General features: G+C 48.5%; 14 protein-coding genes. 8 read left to right on the top strand and 6 right to left on the bottom strand.

Features of this window, described 5'->3' with window-relative positions; translation table 11 throughout:
• Positions 1-193 precede the first annotated feature (193 nt).
• On the top strand, positions 194-739 hold the full coding sequence (locus tag ACW9SV_RS08155; protein WP_479556242.1) for a hypothetical protein: 546 nt from the start codon (positions 194-196) through the stop codon (positions 737-739).
• A gap of 67 nt (positions 740-806) precedes the next feature.
• On the opposite strand, the gene ACW9SV_RS08150 is transcribed toward ACW9SV_RS08155, so the two are convergent.
• Complete coding sequence (locus ACW9SV_RS08150) at positions 807-1,013, bottom strand: hypothetical protein (protein WP_479556241.1); 207 nt, start codon at positions 1,011-1,013, stop codon at positions 807-809.
• Positions 1,014-1,528: 515 nt separating this feature from the next.
• Between ACW9SV_RS08150 and arfB the strand changes: the two genes are divergently transcribed.
• Positions 1,529-1,933: an alternative ribosome rescue aminoacyl-tRNA hydrolase ArfB gene (arfB, locus tag ACW9SV_RS08145; protein ID WP_479556240.1), complete on the top strand. Its 405-nt coding sequence runs from the start codon at positions 1,529-1,531 to the stop codon at positions 1,931-1,933.
• A 120-nt stretch (positions 1,934-2,053) separates the two neighbouring features.
• On the opposite strand, the gene ACW9SV_RS08140 is transcribed toward arfB, so the two are convergent.
• Positions 2,054-2,860 (bottom strand): DUF481 domain-containing protein, encoded by an 807-nt coding sequence (locus ACW9SV_RS08140; protein ID WP_479556239.1) that lies wholly within the window; start codon positions 2,858-2,860, stop codon positions 2,054-2,056.
• Between the two features lie 332 nt (positions 2,861-3,192).
• Positions 3,193-4,542 (bottom strand): MBL fold metallo-hydrolase, encoded by a 1,350-nt coding sequence (locus ACW9SV_RS08135; protein WP_479556238.1) that lies wholly within the window; start codon positions 4,540-4,542, stop codon positions 3,193-3,195.
• Positions 4,543-4,783: 241 nt separating this feature from the next.
• Between ACW9SV_RS08135 and ACW9SV_RS08130 the strand changes: the two genes are divergently transcribed.
• On the top strand, positions 4,784-5,611 hold the full coding sequence (locus ACW9SV_RS08130; protein WP_479556237.1) for a cyanophycinase: 828 nt from the start codon (positions 4,784-4,786) through the stop codon (positions 5,609-5,611).
• A gap of 80 nt (positions 5,612-5,691) precedes the next feature.
• Here the strand turns inward: ACW9SV_RS08130 and ACW9SV_RS08125 are convergent, their stop codons facing one another.
• From ACW9SV_RS08125 to ACW9SV_RS08115, 3 genes are all read right to left on the bottom strand, one after another.
• Positions 5,692-6,882: a T9SS type A sorting domain-containing protein gene (locus tag ACW9SV_RS08125; protein ID WP_479556236.1), complete on the bottom strand. Its 1,191-nt coding sequence runs from the start codon at positions 6,880-6,882 to the stop codon at positions 5,692-5,694.
• A 311-nt stretch (positions 6,883-7,193) separates the two neighbouring features.
• Entirely contained in the window at positions 7,194-7,991 is a 798-nt protein-coding gene (locus ACW9SV_RS08120; protein ID WP_479556235.1) for a T9SS type A sorting domain-containing protein, read from the bottom strand.
• Positions 7,992-8,699: 708 nt separating this feature from the next.
• Positions 8,700-9,593 (bottom strand): NAD(P)/FAD-dependent oxidoreductase, encoded by an 894-nt coding sequence (locus ACW9SV_RS08115; protein WP_479556234.1) that lies wholly within the window; start codon positions 9,591-9,593, stop codon positions 8,700-8,702.
• A gap of 269 nt (positions 9,594-9,862) precedes the next feature.
• Here ACW9SV_RS08115 and ACW9SV_RS08110 point away from each other — a divergent pair, with 269 nt between their 5' ends.
• From ACW9SV_RS08110 to ACW9SV_RS08090, 5 genes are all read left to right on the top strand, one after another.
• Positions 9,863-11,104 carry an OmpP1/FadL family transporter gene (locus tag ACW9SV_RS08110; RefSeq protein ID WP_479556233.1) on the top strand — a complete coding sequence of 414 codons (1,242 nt, stop codon included), beginning with the start codon at positions 9,863-9,865 and terminating at the stop codon, positions 11,102-11,104.
• A gap of 11 nt (positions 11,105-11,115) precedes the next feature.
• Entirely contained in the window at positions 11,116-12,555 is a 1,440-nt protein-coding gene (locus ACW9SV_RS08105) for an SGNH/GDSL hydrolase family protein (protein ID WP_479556232.1), read from the top strand.
• A gap of 157 nt (positions 12,556-12,712) precedes the next feature.
• Positions 12,713-13,177: a lipocalin-like domain-containing protein gene (locus tag ACW9SV_RS08100; RefSeq protein ID WP_479556231.1), complete on the top strand. Its 465-nt coding sequence runs from the start codon at positions 12,713-12,715 to the stop codon at positions 13,175-13,177.
• A 549-nt stretch (positions 13,178-13,726) separates the two neighbouring features.
• Positions 13,727-14,224 carry a hypothetical protein gene (locus ACW9SV_RS08095; protein WP_479556230.1) on the top strand — a complete coding sequence of 166 codons (498 nt, stop codon included), beginning with the start codon at positions 13,727-13,729 and terminating at the stop codon, positions 14,222-14,224.
• 101 nt (positions 14,225-14,325) lie between these two features.
• Positions 14,326-14,796 (top strand): hypothetical protein, encoded by a 471-nt coding sequence (locus tag ACW9SV_RS08090; RefSeq protein ID WP_479556229.1) that lies wholly within the window; start codon positions 14,326-14,328, stop codon positions 14,794-14,796.
• Positions 14,797-14,811: the final 15 nt, after the last annotated feature.

Genomic DNA, 14,811 nt, shown 5'->3' with positions numbered 1-14,811 from the left:
GTAGATAAAGTTGCGAGTAGTTCATTTTCTTGAATGTCATTGGTTACAAGAAGATTAGCAGGTATGAGTAGATCAGGGGAAATAATTGACGCTGGCGCTATGAAAGAAAACCATTCATAAGGCCGTTCTGCAGGAAAGCGCTCTCCTTCGTTTTTTGGATAGCTGTTTGGATTTCTCTTCCGTACTTTACCGCATGAAGAAAGTTTTTGTAGCAGGTTTTTGCCTGTGTTTTCTGAGTTGCTTACCGGCCTTAGCCCAACGTTACAAAACCGCCGCCGGCGTAAGAATTGGCAGCGATGAGTTTGGGATTACCGTTCAACAAAAGATTCTTGAAAAAACCACCCTAGAGGGTATGGTCACCGCCTCTCCCCGGGAGGTTACCGCCACCATACTAGGCGAACAGCACTTCCCTATGCTGGGTCAGCGCTTCAACTATTATTTGGGGGGCGGGGTGCACGGAGGCCGCTTAAAAGACTATGGAGCCATCTATGGCGTAGATGCCATTCTGGGCCTGGAGTACAAAGTCAACGGACTTCCGTTCCTGCTGTCTGCCGATTTAAAACCTGCCATTCACCTTCGGCACGAGGAATGGTTTGATTTTGGGGGTGCCTTCTCTATCCGGTACGTTCTGATCAAGGAAAAGCCACCCACTCCGGGTCAAATCATCAAAGGCATCTTCAGCCCTTCAGACAAAAAGAAAAAGAAGAAAAAAGAAGGTTCTTCCATCTTCAAGTTCTAGCGTCCAAAGGCGTGCTGTTTCTGGGGTACCCTGAGGAAAACACCTTTAAAACAGCAGGGGGTAACGCTTAGGCGCTGAAGGTAACTTTTCCGGCAGGCGAGTAGGCCACGGTAGCAGCTTCTGGGGTAGCAGCTTCAGCGGTAGGGGCTGGCATCTGCTTTCCGGACTGGTTGATGTAGATTACTTCTTGCTTGTAGTTCAGGCCGCTTAAGGCATCTTTCAAGGCCAAACCAGAACCAATACACATGGCGAATAATAAGATAATAACTTTCATGGCTTTAAATTTTTAAGGTTATTGAATAGACTACTTTGTTTGGTGGGAGTTGCATCTCCCTGAGCCTGAAACCGGAATCTCGTTCTTCCTGTCCTGCTACAACTAAAAGATGCGACTGCTGCTCTTTTGGTTGCCCGCTCTGATTACTTTTATTTCCAAAGACGTGCCAAACTATTAATCTATTGATTATCAAGGCTTTATTAAGACATAAACAATTCTCAACTGTCCACCCCTGAACTATATTTGTCCAGAAATGAACACTAGTTGTTCACGCGGACGGTACAGTTTGAAAAGCATTGGTTAAGCTGGTTCTTTTCCTTACCTAAGGCGAGAGTTTTACCGGAAGGAGGTTAAATCTTGAGGCTTTATTTTTGACATCCTGGCTTTACCGTTTAGGAGCGGTTTTAAGAAATCTGCCTTAAAATCGGGATGGGGCCTCTACGCAAATTCTGGTTTTCCGTACTTAGGCGGGGCACCGGCGAAATCAGTCCTCGGTGCGCTTACGTACTCTTTCTATGCTCCCAGATTTAACTTCAGAACTAACGTTCCAGACCTCGCGCAGCAGCGGCCCCGGCGGACAGAATGTAAACAAAGTAGCCAGCAGGGTAGAGGTATGGTTTTCCATTGAGAACTCGGCCTTACTCACTCCTGAGCAGAAAGAGCTGCTTTTAGAGAAATTAGCCCCGCGCCTGAACAAGGAAGGGTTTCTGCACCTGGCAAGCCAGGAAGACCGCAGCCAATTGGCCAACAAAGAACTGGTAGTACAGAAGCTGTATGAAGTTCTGGAGCAGGCCCTGCATCGGCCTAAGCCGCGCAAGAAAACCCGTCCGTCTAAAGCCGCCGTGCAAAAACGCCTGATGGCCAAACAAAAGCAGGGACAGAAGAAAGCCAATCGCAGAGCCGGAGGCGCAGAAGATTAACTCTGCTTCAGGCCTGTTTTGCTGAAAACAAGCTTCAAACAAACTTCACCTACAAGTTTGCGGCTGTTTTGAGGCACTATGCAAGGAAACAGACCAGAAACACGCCCTGCCGTCTAGCCTTTAGAAACTTAGCTGAATGCCGTTGGTGAGACTATAGAGGTAATTGGGAATGGGCACAATGGGCCGGTTCTCGTAGGTGTGCGAGAAGTTGGTGGTGAGCTGAAACCGGTTGTTGATCTTCATGATCACAGACAGGTCTCCGCTGAACCGGTGCCGGGCCATACCTGCCGGCTGGTCATACCCCACCTGGTAATAATGAATGGTGCTCAGCTCCAGAAAAGGATTCAAAGGCAGCCTGATGCTGGCGTAATTAGAGAGCTTGGGAATGTTCTTCTCAATGTAGCGGTCTTCTTCCAGGTTGCGCCAACGTTCAAACTCATACATAACCCCAGTACCCAGATTGAACTTGATATTCTCTTTCTGCACCACGGCAAACCTGATGCCGGCCCCGGCTAGCATACGCAGTTCCAAACCCCGGTTGTAATCATACTGAGCCTGGGCGTAGGTTTCATAAGACAGGCGGTCTCTTCGGTTGAAGGTCACCCGGCCATGAACGTAACCGGTTTCTACCTGGGTCTCGCCTTTCAGGCGCACATAGTTGTAGGAGGCCAGCAGGAGATACGTATTGTGCTCAGACACGTACCCAATGTTCCCGTTGCCGGTAAGTCCCACGTAATGGTCGGTTTTCCCTTCTTTGCCTACAGCTCGGTTGAACAGGTTCAGGTTCACTCCTAGTTTTCCGGTAAAGTAGTTGGAGGAGTCTTTTTCTACCCGGGCTTTCTCCACATTCAAGATCTGCCCGGAGGCCGCTGAAACAAACAGGAAAAAGGAAAGGCAAAGGAAGGAAATACGAAAGAATGAAAGCATGGCAACAGGTGACAAGGCTGGTAGCAGCACTTTGTCATTTCAAAGTAAAAAGAAGCAGGAGCGGCCTTGGGTTATACCAACAGTATGCCCCTAAAACCCGGTCCTTTACGAAGTTATAGGTTTTACGTGAAACAGCCATCCCCTTCGGCCATAAAGTTGACTTTCCCCTAAATCTTGGAAGTGCCTGAAAAAGCTGAAAAGGAAGTATTCATCAGACCCTACCTTGCTCTGGCACCCATACTAGTAGCAAAAAAGAATCCCTGCTTTAGGGCCGTTCTACAGGAAACGGCCCTAAAGCAGGGAGTGATAAAGTATCCTTGAATTTGGTCTGGTTACGCTTTCGAGTCCCCGTTGAATTCTTTGATAGCTTCGCTTAAGTCATAGACCGGAACGTTTGTGATAGCCTGTGCCACAATACTGACGGCGGCGGCAGATCGGTACCCGGCGGCACAATGCACTACAATAGGTTTATCCACCGGAATCTCGTCTACCCGTTCGCGGAGTTCTGGCAGCGGTATCTCCAAGGCGTGGGCAAACACCTTCTTTTCTTTTACCTCGTTGGTGTTTCTAACGTCTACAATGGTAAAGGCCTCGGGATTGGCTCTGAAGGCTTCCACGTCTAGTAGTGGTAACTGGTGCGTACCGGTTGGAGACACGGGCAAGGCGCCTTCAATCAGGTCTTCATAGCCGATACCGGCCGCCCGGCCAATTAACTCGCGCAGTTTCTCTTCATCCTCTCCTACCAGGTAGAAGTGCTCCTCTGGTCCTACAATAGAGCCCAACCAGGTTTCAAACTTGGGTCCCTCCTGCAGGTTGATGGCCGTTGCCAGATGTCCCTGTTTGAAAACGGCCTGAGGGCGCGTGTCAATGATAAGGCAGCTTCTGTCCAGTTTATGGTTGGCTTCAATAATGGGTACCTGCTTTACCGCCGACTGGAACTTGGGCGCGCCTTTCAGGTTCAGGTGCACATCAAACTCAAAGTACTTAGGTACAAACGGAAGGTCGGTGGTGAGGTAGGAGACAAAAGCATCTTCGGTCATCTCCTGCAAGGCAGGGTTCGTCTGCTTTTCGTTTCCGATGGTGCTGGATTTGGCGTCACTTAGGGCTTTTCCGCAAAGGCTGCCGGCTCCGTGGCCCGGGTACACTACTACGTGGTCGGGCAACAGCATGAGTTTCTGCCGGGTAGAGCGGTACATCTGCCGGGCCAGTTCCTCGCGGGCCTGGGTCTCATTACCCGCGTTCTCACGCAAATCCGGCCGACCGACATCGCCTACAAAGAGGGTGTCGCCGGTGAAGACAGCGTACTCTTTGCCTTGTGCGTCGCGCAGCAAAACGGAGATACTGTCTGGTGAGTGGCCGGGGGTATTGAGGGCGTGCAGCGTTACAGTACCTACTTTCAGGTTATCGCCTTCGTCAAAGGTGCGGTGCTTGTATCTGGCTTTGGCCCGTTTGCTCACGTAGATAGCAGCCTGCTTGGCCTCTGACAACTCCAGGTGCCCACTCACAAAATCTGCGTGCGGATGCGTTTCTATAATAGCGACAATCTTGGCATCATGGATCATGGCATACTCTTCGTACTGCCGCGGATCACGCACCGGGTCAATCACCGCAATCTCAGAATCATCCATGATGATGTAAGAGAACTGGGCCAGGCCTTTGTCTTCAAATTGCTCTATCTTCATAACACTTGCAGGTACGTATGCGGGACCTACATCGTTGGAACTTGGCGCTGCCTTCGGGTGTACGGCTTTAAGGCAAAAAGCGGTAAAATAGGCCAGAAACGCTTGCCTGCTTTACTTTTTGCTTTATTTTGACATCCTTGTGCAAAGGCCTACGTTGATACGTTCAACAGCTTCGCCCACACGGCAGACAAAGAACCAAGCTGCGCCGGCAGAACCCCTCAACCTCCTATTTACCCAACCTATGCAAACACCTAAAGGAACCCTTATAGCACTTGGCGGCGGCGATGATGATGGTTTAATCAACCTGATCCGCTCTGAGCTTTGCAGCATTAACTCCAACATTGAAGTGATCACCACGGCCACCCTGGAGCCCATGGAATCTGGGCAGGCGTACAAAGAGGCGTTTGAAGAACTGGGCTGTACCAGCGTGCGGTTTATGCACATTGACGAAGACAACGAGGCAGACAAACCCGAGTACCTGTCGCGGATTGCCAAGGCTGAGGTTATCTTCTTCACCGGCGGAAACCAGTTGCGGCTGAAAGAGTTTCTGGCCGGCACCCAACTGCACCAGCTCATGCAACGCCGTTTCATAGAAGAGGAAATTACCATTGCGGGTACCAGTGCCGGGGCCGCCGCCATGTCTGACCGCATGATCTATGAAGGCTACGGCTACTACTCCCTCCTCAAAGGTGAGGTGAAGACCACCGATGGACTTTCCTTTATCAAGAATGTATTCATTGACACCCACTTTACTGAGCGAGGCCGTTTTGGCCGCCTGGCACACGCGGTTTCTAAACGACCCCAATTTGTGGGCATTGGCCTTGGCGAGGAAACCGGCATTATCATCAAAGGCGGACAGCACGTAGAGGTCTTCGGGAATGCAGTGGTCACCATCATGGACAGCTCCCATGTGCGCTATTCTAACTTAGAGGACGTAGACGAGGGAGAACCCATTGCCGTTGAGAACCTGATCATGCACCTGCTGGTGGAAGGGCACGAATACTGCCTAACCGACCGCGTTTTCCGGAAGGTTTCCCAAAAGAGAAGCAAAGCCTCCAGCAGAACCTAGGCAGTACCTATCGCTCCTAAACAGGAAAGCCCGGAACCTGATCAGAGGCTCCGGGCTTTCCTGTTTAGGAGGTGTTTTCCTTAATGCTTCACCACCCGGCGGGATATTTCTTTGTTATTATCCGTGAGGATGTGAAGAATGTACATCCCCGATGACAAGTGCTCGGTAGGGATTACATGCGCCCCGCTGGCCAGCGAACGCTGCGAGATGGCGGCATTGTACACTTTTTGCCCCTGTAGGTTGAACAGTTCTACCTGAGCCTCTTTGAACTCCACGCTGCTCAGGGCCACTTTCAAAGCATTGGTAGTAGGGTTAGGGAAAACCGCCAAGGAAGACTCTGGTAATTGTTCTGGTGATTTCATGATGTTGAACGTCTGGAAATCACTCATCACCTCTCTGAAAGCGTTGGCCATCTCCTCACCCGCAGTTTCTCTTATTCTGGTGATCCGCTCGGTAAGTACGTTATTGGCATTGTAGGTAAGCACGTATTGTGACTCACTGTCAAACTCCCAGGCATTGTTTCTCCATTCTTGGGTAAGCATGCCGGTGACGTTCTTTTTGTCATCATAGGTAATGGTTTCCCGGTCGCTGTTCACCCAAGCGGAATTAAATGCCTCCTCTGTGGTCATGACCAAGGTTCTGGTGGTGGCATTGTAGGAGGTGTTCACGCGTTCCTTGTTTGTCCAGGTGCCCATTATGGCATCAAAGATTTGCGTTTCATACATGATGATTCCAAAAGGGTGTGCCGGATCTGATGCCCACATGATGTTGGTATCTTTTTCATCATCCATCCAAGTACCACTGGCAGGCTCCCAGGCCTGATGCACCACAGTATGATATTTAGTCTCGTTGCCGTTGTACAGATAAATTGACTTAACAGTGTTGGTTAAAGGTCCTCCGGCTGTACTACTTTGGTAAGTTGTATTAGCTACCCTCCCTCGGGCATCATGCGCGTACATAGCTTTAAAGGTTGGTTTCCAGGAACTGGAGAGCATGTCCCAGTTATAAGCTATGGTTTCTTTCAAGACGAAGTTCTCATACGTATTCACCGACCTGGATATATTGATAGCATCGGTGGCATGTATGCGCTCTGTTTCCTGTCCCCGATTGTTGTAGGTGTGCGTATAGGCTCCCGCTCCTTGCCAGGCTGCAGGAGTAGCATCCTCATTCCATACATAATATTGGGTTTTGCGGGGCACCGTGATGGTTGTTTGCGCAAAGGCACTCACGCACAAGGCAAATAGCAGTACAAAAATGTAAAGAGTTCTCATGGGGCTTTTGATTTAAGTATTTCTGAATGATGGATGAAAGAAATTACTCTCCAGCAGCCTTACCCATTTCCTTTTACAAAGATTTTTTTGGATAGCTGTTATGGTGTGACAGTTCCTCTCCGCTTTACCCCTATGCTCAAAGATACTTTTTTCATAAATCCTTATTTGCCGCAAAAGCAGAACCAGACCACACAACTCCTTAATTCACTTCTATTTACCTAGAATTTCCCATAGAAAAGCACCCTGCTTTAAAGCCAATTTCTAGAATACAGGCCTAAAGCAGAATACTCCTATCTGAATCTCCCCTTTTCTTATTGCTTCACTACACGTCGTGAGATTTCTTTGTTGGTATCAGTGACGATGTGCAGGAGGTACATGCCTGCCCCTATTGCCTGAAGGGGTATCACATACTTTCCGTTACTGATGGCTGCTTTAGAGATGGTGGTGTTAAAGAGTCTCCTTCCCTGCAGGCTGAACAGTTGAATGTGGGCTTCTTTGAAACCCACGTCCTGCAGTGTGATGCTCAGTTTATCTGAGGTAGGGTTAGGGAAAACGGCCAGCGAAGACTCTGGCAGTTGCTCTGCCGAGGAAGCGATGACAAACGTCTGAAAATCGGAGTAAACGTCTCTGGTCATAATATCCAAAGAACCACTCCCCACAATCTTAATTTTAGTGATTCTCTCAGTTAGGACATTGTCGGGGTTGTAAGTCAGGGCATACTGTATCTCTCCCATAGGCTTCCAAGTGTCGTAGTTCCACTCCTGCGTAAGAGAACCAATGATGTTCATTTGAGCATCAAACGTTGTAATAGTACGAGTCCATGGCACCCAACCCCCTGCTGATGCGAAATCAGTGGAAGAAGTCCATATTCTGGTGACAGGATCATAGGAATTGTTTTGCCTTCTTATACTGGACCATCCAAGGTCAAAATCTATGGTTTGGGTTTCATAGCTAAGCAACTTGAAAGGGTTATTGGGGTCAGTAGACCATACCAAGTTGACATCTTTTTCGTCTGTTTCCCAGGTACCATAAAGTTCACTCCATCTTTGGCGCTCAATTGAAGTAGGGTTAAGGTCATCATTCGTATAGGTATAGATTACCCTAGTCAAATTAGTCAACTGAGTCCCACTACTTAAAGCTTGATTTATTATATAAATTACCCTACCCTGTAAATCATACATGTAGGTAGATTTGGATGAAGTTTCCCAGCTTCCACTAGAAGATTTAGATTGTTCCAATCTTTCCCTTATACTGAAATTCTCATACCGGTGAACGGTCCTGAGCATTTCAGTACCATCCCTGGAAAGCACGCGTTCTGTTTCCTGCCCACGGGAATTATAGGTATGAACATAATTACCAAAAAGAACCCAGGAGGGAGCTCCTAGCTCCCCACCCCAGTGGTACTGGTGTGTCAAACGGGGAAGAACAAGGGTTGTTTGAGCGAACGTATGTACAGCAAGGGCACTTACCAAAAGATAAAGACAAAGTGTTTTCATGGGAAGTATTGTTTGAGAATACATTGAATCTTAGGATGCCGGGGAGACACCACTCGTCCACTTCCAAAAAGCATTGGCCACACGCTGCTACCTTGCGCGGCCGCTTTTAACACCTTTTCAGTAAAACATACTGAATATACAAAATCTTTTTACCTCTTTATCAACGAGTTACTCTTTTATTCTTACGCATAGCTATTCTTACAGCGCCATCGGTATACATCTGATTACAGGAAACAAAAAGTGCGCTTTAAGCCTGTTTACTGAAAAACAGACCCAAAGCGCACCCAGATGAAGAGCACTAAATTTACTTTCTTAAGAAGGCTACAACCTAAACTCTTTCTGAAGCTCCATGTTGATGGCCACCCCGGCTTTGGTGCCTTCTGCGGCAGCCACAATCACCAACTGCATGTCACGGGCGGCATCACCGGCGACGTAGAGCCCCGGCACGTTGGTTTGCTGGTGCTTGTAGGTTCTTACCACCCCTTTGCTGGTGAAATCGCACTGGAGCTGACGGGCCAGGTCTGAGCGTTGGTCTGAGCCTGTGGAGAAAAACATGACCTCGCGGTTTTCTACCTGCCCGTTTTTGAGCACAATACGCTGCATGTGCTTGCCTTCGCCTTCTACCCGCTCAATGCCTGCGGTAGTAATCTGGACCTTGTTGCGGGCCAGCAACTCGCGGTCTTCACGGGTGAGGCGGTTGGTACCGTCAGTGAACAGCATCACGTCACTGCTCCAGGTTTTAAGGGAAAGCGAGAGCCCGATGGCATCACGGTTTTTGCCGTAGGCCGCCAAGGGCTTGTTTCTGGACTCAAACCCATCACAGTATGGGCAGTGGTGGATACTGCCTCCGTAGAAGGGTTCTGCACCGGGTATCTTGGGCCATCTATCGCACAAACCAGTAGCCAACAGTACCTTTCTTGAAAGGTACACCTGGTCGTTCTCATCAGTGGCTTTGAACAGATCGGTCTCTTTGGTGATCTGCACAATGCGGGTATGCTTGAATTCTACCTCATACTTTTCAAGGTCTTCGCGCCCTAAGCGCAGAAACTCCTGCGGCGGAGTTCCGTCACGGCTTATGAAACCGTTCATGTTGTGGGCATAGTGGTTCCGGTATTCACCTGAATCAAACAAAGCCACTTTACGCATACAACGCCCCAGTAACATGGCCGCGCTTAGTCCGGCTGGGCCTCCTCCAACAATTAATACGTCATACATAAATATCTATCTCTTTGCCAGTCATGGCTAAACGCAATTGCTGAGAAAGAGATGGTATCTAAGCCAATTTTTTCTGAGGTAGGTCTTTCTATGCAGCTATTGGGCTACTGCAATCCTTTGCACAGCAAGAATCAGGACCACGGCAGATTTAATATTTATAAAAAATATTGTGCTTATGCATAACACTATCTAAATTCCTGCCTGATTTATCTATATTTGGTTAGCAAATCCATAAGAATTACATACACTTATTTTTAACTAGCAAACGCATGAAAAGTAAATTTTTAGCCTTACTGGGCAGTGCTGTGCTCTCGGCAGGCGTCGCCAACGCTGGGGGTTTCCAGGCTAACCTTCAGGGGCAAAAGCAGATAGGCATGGGGCACGTGGGCACGGGACTGGCATTAGACCAGAGCAGTATCTTCTTCAACCCTGGGGCGCTGGCCCATCTTCGGCAAAACGGCATCCAATTAGGGGTAAGTGCTTTGAATGCGAAAATAGCGTACAGAGCGCTTGCACCGGGCATTGCCGAATCCTCCACAGACAATCCTATCAGCACTCCGTTCCAGGTGTATGCCTCCTTTGGGAAAGAAGAAAGCCCGCTCCGCTTTGGTATTGGCGTGTACACGCCTTACGGATCTTCGGTGAACTGGGGTAACCTGTGGCAAGGGCGCTTCGGGCTGAACGAACTCACTCTGCAAGCCATCTTTATACAGCCAACCGTTAGCTACCGGGTTTCAGATAAGTTAGGCTTTGGGGCCGGGTTTGTGTACGCAACCGGTAATGTAAACCTGCAAAGAAGCATTCCGCTGCAAAACACCAATTATGAAGAAGGTCAGGTAGAACTGGACGGCGGCGCCAGCGGCTTAGGGTTTAACCTGGGGGTTTATTTCCAGCCTACAGAAAAACTGTCATTGGGCCTTACCTACCGCTCTAAGGTAGACATGGAAGTGAAGGAAGGCGATGTTTCGTTCAGGCTACCTTCTACTCCGCTTATCACCAGCCAGTTCCAGGCCACTCAGTTTGATGCCAAGCTGCCTTTACCGGCCAATATCACTCTGGGAGTGGGCTTCAGACCTACCGATGCCCTTACCATTGCCGTGGATGTACAGCGCGTAGAATGGAGTGCCTACAAATCATTACGCTTTGACTACAACGCGGGCATACGCGGCGAGATGTTCTCTGAAAGCCCTCGTAACTACGAAGACTCTTACATTTACCGGCTAGGAGCACAGTACAAACTCTCTGATATCTTCACCATCAGAGCAGGCGCTTACTATGACAACTCACCGGTGCAAGAAGGATACCTTACCCCAGAGACACCAGACGCTGACTCAAGAGGGGTTTCTGGCGGTATAACGCTGGCGCTTAGCGAGAAAATAGACCTTGACGCTTCCTTCCTGTACATCAACAAAAAAGAACGCACCGATGACGCCAGCAAGTCTGGTGGGGTAGCCGGCACGTACAAATCCGTTGCTTACATCCCAGGCGTGGGCATCAATTACAAGTTTTAATTTAAGGCACTATGAAGAACATATTCTATAGATGGGGTGCTGCGGCGCTTCTTTCCACTGCTTTCTTATTTTCTGGTTGCGAGCCTGAGTTTGAGGAGGATATTACCCTTAACCCTGGCCCGCTGAATCTGAGCAAGTACGTAGCCGTAGGCAATTCCCTTACTGCCGGTTACCAAGACAACGGTCTTTACCGCGAAGGACAGATTTTCTCCTACCCAAATATTCTGGCCAACCAATTCAGCTTTGTGGGGGGCGGAGCCTTTGCTCAGCCTCTCTTCACCGCAGAGCAATTCAACGGTTCTGGTTATCTGCGTCTGGCGGGCTTTACCTCAGGTGGCTCTCCTAGCCTGGCTCCAGTAACCAATAATCTGGCGGTTAGAACCGATGCCCCTCCTTTGCCAGGAGGTCCGCGGCTAACCAAGTTTACCGGGGCTGTCCAGAACTGGGGGGTTCCGGGTATCTCGGTTTTAGCCAGCGCCGTGCCGCAATACGGAGGCGTGAACCCTTACTTTGAGCGCTTACTAGCCGATACCGAAGTAGGTCAGGTGAGTTATATCCAGAAAGTACTCGCTACCCAGCCTACGTTCTTCTCGCTTTGGCTTGGGAACAATGATGTATTGGGCTATGCTACCGCAGGTGGGGTGGTAGACCCGGCTAACCCGTTTGGCGGCATCACTCCGGTACAACAGTTCACCGCCATTTACTCGCAGCTAGCCGCTGGCCTGGCTAGAAACAAGGCTGCTAAAGGTATTGTGGCTACTATCCCAGACGTGCGTTCAGTACCTTTCTTTACTACAGTTGGCCCGGTGTTTAAAGCAGGATTGCCATCTGCGGTAACCGCCGTGGTAGCCCTGACGAAAAGCGGAGCCGGACGTAAGCTTATCCCTCGGGATGACATCAGGGTAGGAACTACTGGTAACACCCTGTTTACCCTTACCGCCACCCCATATTTAGCCCTTTTGGGGCAGCCAACCGGCAGATACTGGCGTGATCAGGCAAGAGCCAAATTCCCTACCGATGCCGCGGCCAGAGATCAGGAGATCAGAAGATTGCTGCAGAACTACCAGGTAGACACCACCAAAATGTTTGCAGTAAGTGCCGAGAACCCTCTGCCAAGCGCGTTGGTGCTGGATGCAGATGAGCAAGCAGAAATCCAGGCGGCTACTACGGCTTATAATACAGTCATTAGAAACACGGCAGACGCCAATGATTTAGCCATATTTGATGCATTTGAGTTCTTTAACGGCATCCAAACTCCTTTTAGCATGAATGGTGTCACGTACTCTCCTGCGTTTATCACCGGCAACTTGTTCTCACTTGACGGTGTTCACCCCACTCCACGCGGGTACGCCATCATCGCCAATGAGATGATCAAGGCCATCAACTTAAAGTATAACTCCACCATCCCTACCATTGACATTACCCAGTTCCGGGCAGTTCTTTTCCCGTAACCAGGATTGAGGATACTACCTTTCCATACAAAGACCAGTCGTGAGGGCTGGTCTTTTTTTATCCACAGCAGGCGGGTTTAGATACTACCCTTAAAACTCTCCCGTTTTCAAGTTCGTAACAGCAAACAATTCGTCTACCTATCCTTAACCAGAACTTATGAAAAACTACCGCTTACTTCTACTCCTATTCTGCTCCACTTTGTTCTTCAGTGCCTGCAGTGACGATGATGATGAGGCTCCATCCCAAGCAGAAATGCTGCAAAATAAACGGTGGCAAATCACTGCTTTAGATGCATCTACCCCATTTGGCAATATGGATTTCTACGAAGACCTGGAAGACTGCCAGAGAGACAACTTTGTGGAATTCAGAGCAAACGGTGTATTGTTAGTAGACGAAGGGGTAACCAAATGCAACTCTTCAGATCCTCAGCAAACCAACGGTACCTGGTCCTTAAATGGGGATATCCTGACTATTAGCGGTATTGGAGAGGCCTACGGCTTACCTAGCGACGATCTGGAAATCACCATTACAGATTTATCCGGTTCCCGCCTGGATGGCGAATTTACCGAGTCTTTCGGGGCCTTTGACATTGATGGCACCGTTACTTTGGAGACTATGTAATCCTTAGACCCACCTGGTCTTGAACCTACCATAAAACAGAAGAGGGAGCCTAGGCTCCCTCTTCTGTTTTTAAACCCGTTCCTGCAAAAGAGGACAGATATGACTCTGCAGTTCGGAATCAAAAAGTAGTGCTCTCCCTTTCCAAGCTGATCGCTTGAGAGCAAAAGGTAACCAGCGGTCCAGACAGTCATTTTGTAAAGCTTTCCTTCGGTTTCCTTTACTCAAGGAGCTGTATACCTCTCTTTTCCATCTTTCCTTTTTAATTGAAGCTTCCAGATAGACGCTTTTTCTGCTTTTTCACAAAGAGAAAATGCGCTGCCTCGGTCTGTGATTTACCAGCTTCAATCGCCTAAAATCCAGTTTCGTCATGAAGTCAACTATTTTCTAAAACAACGGTGGGGGTATTTCCAGAAAGGCTGGTCTATACATTTACAAACGCCCAATTAAACATAATGAACGCAAAACAGGCTATCACTCACCTATTTGCTGTTTCCTTTTGATTAACCCAAGGCTTTGTAAAGTATGCAAACCAATTTCTAACCTATACACATGTTTGTTTCACTTAATCAACTCCCTGTCATGTTAAAAAAATCTTTTCTCCTGACCATCTTAGCAGCTTTCACGTTGGTATTCTCTTCTTGCAGCAAAGATGATGACGATGATACCCCTCCATCCATTGAGGCACAGTTATCCCAAAAAACCTGGGAGCTGGATGAACAAGAAGTTCAGTTTAGAGGGCAATCTCCGCAAGACATTTTAGAGGTCGTTTATGAAGAAGCTGGTACAGACGACATCGCTTTCAAAATGGATGGTAAAGGCGAATTTACCCTACTTCTGGATGGCGACGACGAAGGTGAGGGAGATTACGAAATAGACGATGATAAAATCATCTGGGATTATCCTCTAACCTATTCTTATTCCCAATCTGAGGATGAACTTATTGAATACGAGTTTGAACTTGATGGAAACACCTTAACACTTACCGCAAGTGGTACAAATCAAAACGGCAACGACTTTGAAGAAACCATAGTTTTCAAGGCACAATAACCTTCAAGCGATTGGACGGGGACTCTCCTACAGCGCTCCGTCCAATCACCTGAACTGCCATGACTTTACCCAATCTTTCATCTCTTAGCTTCTTACCATCTATGTTCAATAAGTCTTATCTCCTGACCCTGCTGGCAGCGTTCACCCTGCTGGCCTCTTCCTGCAGCAAAGACGACGAAGAGGATCCAACACCAACCCTTGAAGCTCAGTTATCCCAAAAAACCTGGGTTCTGGATGACCATGAGGTTCATTTTGATGGGGAAGATGAGCCGATGAACGTATATGATTTATTCGTTGATGCAGTAGGCACGGATGATATTGCCTTCAAACTTGACGGGAAAGGGGAATACACCGTTTACCTGGATGGGGAAGAGGAAGAAGACGGAGATTACCAGTTGGAGGACGACCAACTTGACTGGGAGTACCCCTTGACGTTCAGCTATGGATCTTCAGACGGAGAAGACAATGATTTCACGGTGAAGCTTAAAGGTAACACCCTGACCCTTACCGGCGAAAGTACAGACCCTAGAGGTATCGACTTCGAAGAAACCATCACCTTCAAAGCAAAATAGAGTAAATTGAATATA

Source organism: Rufibacter sp. JT20002, from assembly GCF_056491185.1.
The sequence above is the reverse complement of the archived record's forward strand: the minus strand, read 5'-3'. Positions and strand labels throughout refer to the sequence as shown.